Raw genomic sequence first — 7,014 nt, forward strand, 5'->3', positions numbered from 1 at the left:
CAGTGAAGACCGATGTCGAGGAGCTGACCCCCACCCGGGTCAAGCTCACCGTCGAGGTTCCGTTCGACGAGCTCAAGCCGAACCTCGACAAGGCGTACAAGGAGATCTCGCAGCAGGTCGCGATCAAGGGCTTCCGACGCGGAAAGGTCCCCGCCCCGCTGATCGACAAGTACGTCGGCCGGGGTGCGGTCCTGCAGGAGGCGGTCAACGACGCCCTGCCCGGTCTGTACGGCAAGGCCGTCGAGGAGAGCGAGCTCTTCGTGCTCGGCCAGCCCGAGGTCGAGGTGACCGAGCTCGACGACGGCAACCAGTTCGCGTTCACCGCCGAGGTGGACATCCGGCCGAAGTTCGAGGTGCCCGACTACGACGGCCTCGAGGTCGTCGTGGACGACGCCGAGGTGACCGACGAGCAGGTCGACGAGACGATCGACAACCTGCGCGAGCGGTTCGCCTCCCTCACCACCGCCGACCGGCCGATCGAGGAGGGCGACTTCGCCACCATCGACCTGGTCGCCAAGATCGACGGCGAGGAGGTCGCGGACGCCTCCACGACCGGCTACTCCTACGAGGTCGGCAGCAAGTCGGCCGTCGAGGGCCTCGACGACGCGCTCGTCGGCCTGTCGGCCGGCGAGGAGAAGACCTTCACCGGCGCGCTGGCCGGCGGCGAGCACGCCGGCGAGGAGGCGGAGATCACCGCCACCGTGCAGAGCGTCAAGGTCAAGAACCTGCCCGAGCTGGACGAGGAGTTCGCGCAGCTCGCGAGCGAGTTCGACACCGTCGAGGAGCTGCGCGAGGACGTCCGCAAGCGGCTCGAGCGGCAGGTGCGGATGCAGCAGCTGTCCGAGGCCCGGGACAAGGCCCTCGAGGCGCTGCTGGAGAAGGTCGACATCCCGCTGCCGGACGCCGTGGTGGACGAGGAGATCGGCCGCCGCAACCAGCAGCTCGAGCAGCAGCTGCAGATGGCCGGGATGTCCAAGGAGGACTACCTCGCCGACCAGGAGAAGTCGGAGGAGGAGTTCGAGACCGAGGTCGCCGACGCGGCCCGGCTCGCCGTCAAGGGCGGCTTCGTCCTCGACCAGCTCGCCGTCCAGGAGGAGCTGAACGTCGAGAACGAGGAGCTCAGCGAGTACGTCGTCACGCAGGCCATGCAGATGGGCGTGCAGCCGCAGCAGCTCGCCCAGTACCTCACCGAGAACAACCAGCTCCCGGCGATCGTCTCGGAGGTGCTGCGCAGCAAGGCGCTGAACCTCGTCGTCGAGCACGTCAGCGTCAAGGACGAGTCCGGCAACGTGATCGACGTCGAGGCCGTGCAGCGCGAGCTGAACGGTGAGACGGGCGAGACCGTCGAGGCCGACGAGGACGCCGACGACACCGCCGGCGCCGACGAGACCGCCGAGGGCTCGGAGGCCGCCGCGGAGACGGCGGAGGCCGCCGAGGACAAGCCCGCGGACGCCGAGGCGTCCGAGGGCGCCGCCGAGGGCAAGAAGGACGCCTGAGGCGCTCTCCGAGCCGCTCGACCGCCGCGGCGCCGCCGCCCGGCCCCCGCGGGCCGCGCGGCGGGCGTCCGCGGCCCGCGAGGCGCACGCACGCCCCGTACCCGATGACCGGGTACGGGGCGTGCCGCATTCCGGTAGATCGCCGCATACCCGGCGCCGACCGGGTACGCCCCTGGCGAAAAGGCGGGCCCCCGGGCTTAAGGGGGCCGCTGAGCGCGTTAATGTCCAATCATCCGAACCGATTTAAAGGACCGGAGGAACACCCGGTGAGCATGCCTCCGACTTTCGACGAGTCGTCGCGGATCCAGGCGCGGGTCGCCGAGGCGCCCCTGTTGCCTCTGGGCGACCAGCTCTTCCAGCGGCTGCTGCGCGAGCGCATCGTCTTCCTCGGCCAGCAGGTCGACGACGACATCGCCAACCGCATCTGCGCCGAGCTGCTGCTGCTGTCGGCCGAGGACGGCCGCCGCGACATCACGCTCTACATCAACTCGCCAGGTGGCTCCGTCACCGCCGGCATGGCGATCTACGACATCATGCAGTACGTCCCCAACGACGTCGTCACGGTCGGCATGGGCCTGGCCGCGTCGATGGGCCAGTTCCTGCTGTGCGCCGGCGCGCGGGGCAAGCGCTACGCGCTCCCGCACGCGCGGATCATGATGCACCAGCCGTCCGGCGGCATCGGCGGCACGGCCTCGGACATCAAGATCCAGGCCGAGCAGATGCTGTACGTGAAGAAGACGCTCGCCGAGAAGATCGCCGAGCACACCGGCCAGTCCCTCGAGCAGATCGAGCGCGACTCCGACCGCGACCGCTGGTTCACCGCCGACGAGGCCAAGGACTACGGGTTCGTCGACCACGTGGTGCTCAGCGCCAGCCAGGTGCCCTCCGAGGGCCCCGTCTCCTGACGACCCCACTGACGATTCGGAGGCAACAGTGAGCGATCTGACGCGACCCGGCATCGGCGACCTGGTCCGCCCGGGGGTTCCCGCGGCGGGCGGATCCCCGCTGCCGGTGGACAACCGCTACATCATTCCGTCCTTCGTGGAGCGGACCACGTACGGGGTCAAGGAGATGAACCCGTACAACAAGCTCTTCGAGGAGCGGATCATCTTCCTCGGGGTGCAGATCGACGACGCGTCCGCCAACGACGTGATGGCCCAGCTGATCACGCTGGAGTCGATCGACCCCGACCGCGACATCAGCATCTACATCAACTCGCCCGGCGGCTCGTTCACGGCCATGACGGCGATCTACGACACGATGCAGTTCGTCAAGCCCGACATCCAGACGGTCTGCATCGGCCAGGCGGCCTCGGCCGCGGCCGTCCTGCTCGCCGCCGGCACGCCCGGCAAGCGCGCCGCGCTGCCCAACTCGCGGATCCTGATCCACCAGCCCGCGACCGAGGGCACCTACGGCCAGTCCAGCGACATCGAGATCCAGGCCCGCGAGATCATGCGGATCCGGGAGCTGCTCGAGTCGATCCTGGCCGAGCACAGCGGGAAGAGCATCGAGGAGGTGCGCCGCGACATCGAGCGCGACAAGATCCTCACCGCCGAGGAGGCCAAGACCTACGGCCTCATCGACGACGTCTTTGCGAGCAGGAAGCGCAAAGCCGAGGTAGTGTCGTCCTGAGGCGACACGAGGACGAGGGAGTCCCCCAGCCCGGTCGTCATACTTCCGGGCGAGGGGCTTTCGAAGCCCGTCGGAGGCGGTAACGTCGAGTCCAACGTCGAGAGCCTTCGGGACGCAACCGAGCCGCACCGCATCTGAACCAGAGAGCGGCCCCACGAAAAGGAGACAGTTGGGTGGCACGCATCGGCGACGGTGGTGATCTGCTCAAGTGCTCTTTCTGCGGAAAGAGTCAGAAACAGGTCAAGAAGCTCATCGCGGGTCCGGGCGTGTACATCTGCGACGAGTGCATCGATCTCTGCAACGAGATCATCGAGGAGGAGCTCACCGAGACCTCCGACCTCAAGTGGGACAACCTGCCCAAGCCGCGGGAGATCTACGAGTTCCTGGACTCCTACGTCATCGGGCAGGAGACGGCGAAGAAGGCCATGGCCGTGGCCGTCTACAACCACTACAAGAGGATCCAGTCGGGTGACACCGGCAGGGACGATGCGGTCGAGCTGGGCAAGTCGAACATCCTGCTCCTGGGACCGACCGGCTCCGGCAAGACGCTGCTCGCGCAGACGCTCGCCAGACTCCTCAACGTGCCGTTCGCGATCGCGGACGCGACGGCCCTGACGGAGGCCGGCTACGTCGGCGAGGATGTCGAGAACATCCTCCTCAAACTGATCCAGGCGGCCGACTACGACGTCAAGAAGGCCGAGACCGGGATCATCTACATCGACGAGGTCGACAAGGTCGCCCGCAAGAGCGAGAACCCGTCGATCACCCGGGACGTCTCCGGTGAGGGCGTCCAGCAGGCCCTGCTGAAGATCCTGGAGGGCACCACCGCGAGCGTCCCGCCGCAGGGCGGCCGCAAGCACCCCCACCAGGAGTTCATCCAGATCGACACCACGAACGTGCTGTTCATCTGCGGCGGCGCGTTCGCCGGGCTCGAGAAGATCGTCGAGGCCCGGGTCGGCAAGCAGGGCATGGGCTTCGGCGCCCAGATCCGGTCCAAGGCCGACTTCGAGGAGTCGTCGGCCGTGCTCGGCGACGTGATGCCCGAGGACCTGCTGAAGTTCGGGATGATCCCGGAGTTCGTCGGCCGGCTCCCGATCATCACCAACGTCCACAACCTGGACCGCGAGGCGCTGATCAACATCCTCACCGAGCCGAAGAACGCCCTGGTGCGCCAGTACCACCGGCTGTTCGAGCTCGACGGCGTCGACCTCGAGTTCACCGACGACGCGCTGGAGGCCATCGCCGACCAGGCGATCCTGCGCGGCACCGGCGCCCGCGGCCTGCGGGCGATCATGGAAGAGGTGCTGATGTCGGTGATGTACGAGGTGCCCAGCCGCGAGGACGTCGAGCGCGTCGTGATCACCGCCGAGGCGGTGCTGGAGCACGTCAACCCCACCCTGGTGCCCCGCGAGCGCAAGAAGCGGGAGCCGCGCGAGAAATCCGCGTAGCACGCGCGAACGGCGACGCCCCCGGACGAACCCGTCCGGGGGCGTCGCCGTGTGTGCGCGGGGCCGTCCGCCGGGGCCGTCCGCCGGGGCCGTCCGCCGGGGCCGTCCGCCGGGGTCAGCGCCGCCCGGACTCGCCGAGGCCCGCCTCCCGCGCCAGGACGATCGCCTGCGCGCGGTCCGCGACGTGCAGCTTCATGAAGATGTTCGACACGTGGTTGCGGACCGTCTTCGGGCTGAGGAACAGCGTCCCCGCGATCTCGGTGTTGCTGCGGCCCTGCGCGATCAGCGCCAGCACCTCGCGCTCCCGCTCGGTCAGCTCCGGGAACGCCGACCGCCGCGGGTCCGGCATGTCGGTGAAGAACGTCAGCACCCGCCGCGCGATCTCCGGCCCGTAGATCGCCTCCCCGGCGGCGACCGCCCGCACCGCCCGCGCGATCTCCTCGGCGCCCGACTCCTTCAGCAGGTAGCCGCGGGCGCCCGCCCGCATCGCCGCGAACACCGAGTCGTCGTCGCGGAACATCGTCAGCACCAGCACCCCGATGCCCGGATTCGTCCGGGTGATCGTCCGCGTCGCCTCGATGCCGTTCCCGCCCGGCATGGACAGGTCCATCACCACGACGTCCGGCCGGAGCTCCGCCGCGATCCGCACCGCGTCCGGCCCGTTCCCGGCCTCCGCCACGACCTCGACGCCGAGCGCCTGCAGCAGCCCCTTGAGCCCCTGCCGGAACACCGGATGGTCGTCGGTGATGAGGACCCGGATCGTCTCCCCGCTCATGGCCTCGCCTTCGCCCGGCGGGCTCACGCCCGCCCGTCCGCAGGCCGATGGTATCCGGCGCCCAGCGGCAGCCGGGCCGCGACGACGGTGCCGCCGCCGTTCCGTGACGTGATCGTGCACCCGCCGCCGACCTCGGCGGCCCACTCGCGCATGGCGTCCAGTCCCCGCGCCGCGGCGCGGCGCCCGCCGCCGCCCGCCGGCGGCAGCCCGGGGCCGGTGTCGGCCACCGTCACGTGCAGGTCCGCGTCCCGGCCGATCAGCACCATGGCGGTGCTCTCCGGCGCGTGCAGCCGCACGTTCGTCAGCGCCTCCCGGACGATCCGGTACGCCGCGACCTCGACCGCCGCGGGCAGCTCGCCCGGCGGCCCGTCGCAGCGCACCTCGACCCGCTTGCAGCAGCCCGCGGCGAACGACTCGATCGCCGCGATCAGGCCCAGGTCGTCCAGCGCGGGCGGGCGCAGCCCGTGGGCCAGCTCCCGCACCTGCCCGACCGCGCACGCCAGCCGGTCCCGGACGTCCGCGAGCAGCGGGTCCGTGCGCTCCGGCTCGCACGCGAGCGTGATGCGGGCGGCGTCCAGCGACATCGCGAGGCTCGCCAGCGTCGGGCCCAGCCCGTCGTGCAGGTCGTGCCGCAGCCGCCGCCGCTCCTCCTCGCGCCCGGCCAGGATCCGCTCCCGGGAGCGCTGCAGGTCCGCGGCGATGCGGTGGAGGTGCGGGATGGTCGCGGCGTGCGCCGTCACGGCCCCCGCGGCGAACGCGCCGGCCAGCACGGCGGCCCGTGCCAGTACCGCTCGCATCCCGTACCTCTCCCTCCGCGCCCGCGGTCACGGGCACCGCCCTCCAGAGTGACCCGGGACGCGACCCGGTGTCAGGTGACCTGTGTCCCGAACCGGGCGGGAAAGCCCTTTCCGGGGTGCCGGTCAGCTCTCGACGTCCGCCCGGAGGTCCCGCATGACCCGCTGCAGGCCCTCGACCTTGTACTCCGGCGGCTCCGCCCGGTCCTGCCCGGCGACCTTCACGCCGAGCGGCAGCACCACCGCGAACGTCGTCCTCGTGGCCCAGGCGCAGATCGAGGAGTGCGCGTAGGACGACGACCGCACGGTCGTGGTCACGCGTCCGCAGAAGGCTTCGCCGTCGCCGCCCGCGTCGTCGATCTCCCAGATCCGCACGGAGACGTCGGCCTCGCCCAGGCTGAGCGAGTTGCGCAGGTGGAAGTCGAGCTTGGACACCAGCCCGTCCCGCTGCTCGTAGCCGCCGGTGTAGCCGATGAGCAGGAACCCGAGGTCGCCGTCCCGGTACACCCCGCGGACCCAGTCGCCGTCCGCCGGGGCGATGGTGCTGCGGATCACCCGCTGCATCTCCTCGTAGGCATCGTCGTACTTGCCGGTGGCGAGGATGTCGAGGGTCATCCCGCCCGCCGAACGCGGCGTGGTGATCTTGTGGTCGGTGCTCAGGACGTAGTAGCCGGCCCCGCCGACGACCAGCAGCACCAGCGCGAACCCGCCGGCCAGCAACCCGATCAGCACCCCCTTCCCCCGCCTCCGCCGCGGCGGCGCCCCGAACGCCCCCGGCCCACCGGGCGGCCCGGGCGCCGCTCCGGGCGAGCCGGGTGCGCCGGGCGCGCCGGGCGCGGCGCCGTACGGGCCGGGAGCGCCGTACGACC

7 protein-coding genes are annotated in these 7,014 nt (G+C 70.7%); 4 read left to right on the forward strand and 3 right to left on the reverse strand.

Going from position 1 to position 7,014, the window contains the following annotated elements:
- The first annotated feature begins 2 nt into the window (after positions 1 to 2).
- The 4 genes from tig (at position 3) to clpX (ending at position 4,576) form a co-directional block, all read left to right on the forward strand.
- The gene (gene tig / locus DMH08_RS15550; RefSeq protein WP_125615040.1) at positions 3 to 1,496 is read left to right on the forward strand and encodes a trigger factor; all 1,494 of its coding nucleotides are present in this window, start codon (positions 3 to 5) and stop codon (positions 1,494 to 1,496) included.
- A gap of 272 nt (positions 1,497 to 1,768) precedes the next feature.
- Positions 1,769 to 2,401, forward strand: coding sequence for a ClpP family protease (locus tag DMH08_RS15555; protein ID WP_034519902.1), 633 nt, complete (start codon positions 1,769 to 1,771; stop codon positions 2,399 to 2,401).
- A 61-nt stretch (positions 2,402 to 2,462) separates the two neighbouring features.
- Positions 2,463 to 3,128, forward strand: a complete 666-nt coding sequence (locus DMH08_RS15560; RefSeq protein WP_233617615.1) for an ATP-dependent Clp protease proteolytic subunit — start codon at positions 2,463 to 2,465, stop codon at positions 3,126 to 3,128.
- A gap of 173 nt (positions 3,129 to 3,301) precedes the next feature.
- Complete coding sequence (gene clpX, locus DMH08_RS15565) at positions 3,302 to 4,576, forward strand: ATP-dependent Clp protease ATP-binding subunit ClpX (protein ID WP_026404341.1); 1,275 nt, start codon at positions 3,302 to 3,304, stop codon at positions 4,574 to 4,576.
- Positions 4,577 to 4,691: 115 nt separating this feature from the next.
- On the opposite strand, the gene DMH08_RS15570 is transcribed toward clpX, so the two are convergent.
- The 3 genes from DMH08_RS15570 to DMH08_RS15580 all read right to left on the reverse strand — a co-directional run.
- Positions 4,692 to 5,351, reverse strand: a complete 660-nt coding sequence (locus DMH08_RS15570) for a response regulator transcription factor (protein ID WP_034519906.1) — start codon at positions 5,349 to 5,351, stop codon at positions 4,692 to 4,694.
- Positions 5,352 to 5,374: 23 nt separating this feature from the next.
- Complete coding sequence (locus DMH08_RS15575; RefSeq protein ID WP_125615043.1) at positions 5,375 to 6,148, reverse strand: sensor histidine kinase; 774 nt, start codon at positions 6,146 to 6,148, stop codon at positions 5,375 to 5,377.
- Positions 6,149 to 6,271: 123 nt separating this feature from the next.
- A partial coding sequence (locus tag DMH08_RS15580; RefSeq protein ID WP_442778640.1) for a hypothetical protein occupies positions 6,272 to 7,014 on the reverse strand: 743 nt, incomplete at its 5' end.

It is taken from the genome of Actinomadura sp. WAC 06369 (assembly GCF_003947565.1).
GTDB lineage: Bacteria > Actinomycetota > Actinomycetes > Streptosporangiales > Streptosporangiaceae > Spirillospora > Spirillospora rifamycini.

What these genes read in the sequence shown, in the direction of transcription:
- DMH08_RS15555 (WP_034519902.1), top strand. Translation starts at nt 1,769, where the DNA reads ATGCCTCCGACTTTCGACGAGTCGTCGCGGATCCAGGCGCGGGTCGCC.
- DMH08_RS15570 (WP_034519906.1), bottom strand. Translation starts at nt 5,351, where the DNA reads ATGAGCGGGGAGACGATCCGGGTCCTCATCACCGACGACCATCCGGTG.
- DMH08_RS15575 (WP_125615043.1), bottom strand. Translation starts at nt 6,148, where the DNA reads ATGCGAGCGGTACTGGCACGGGCCGCCGTGCTGGCCGGCGCGTTCGCC.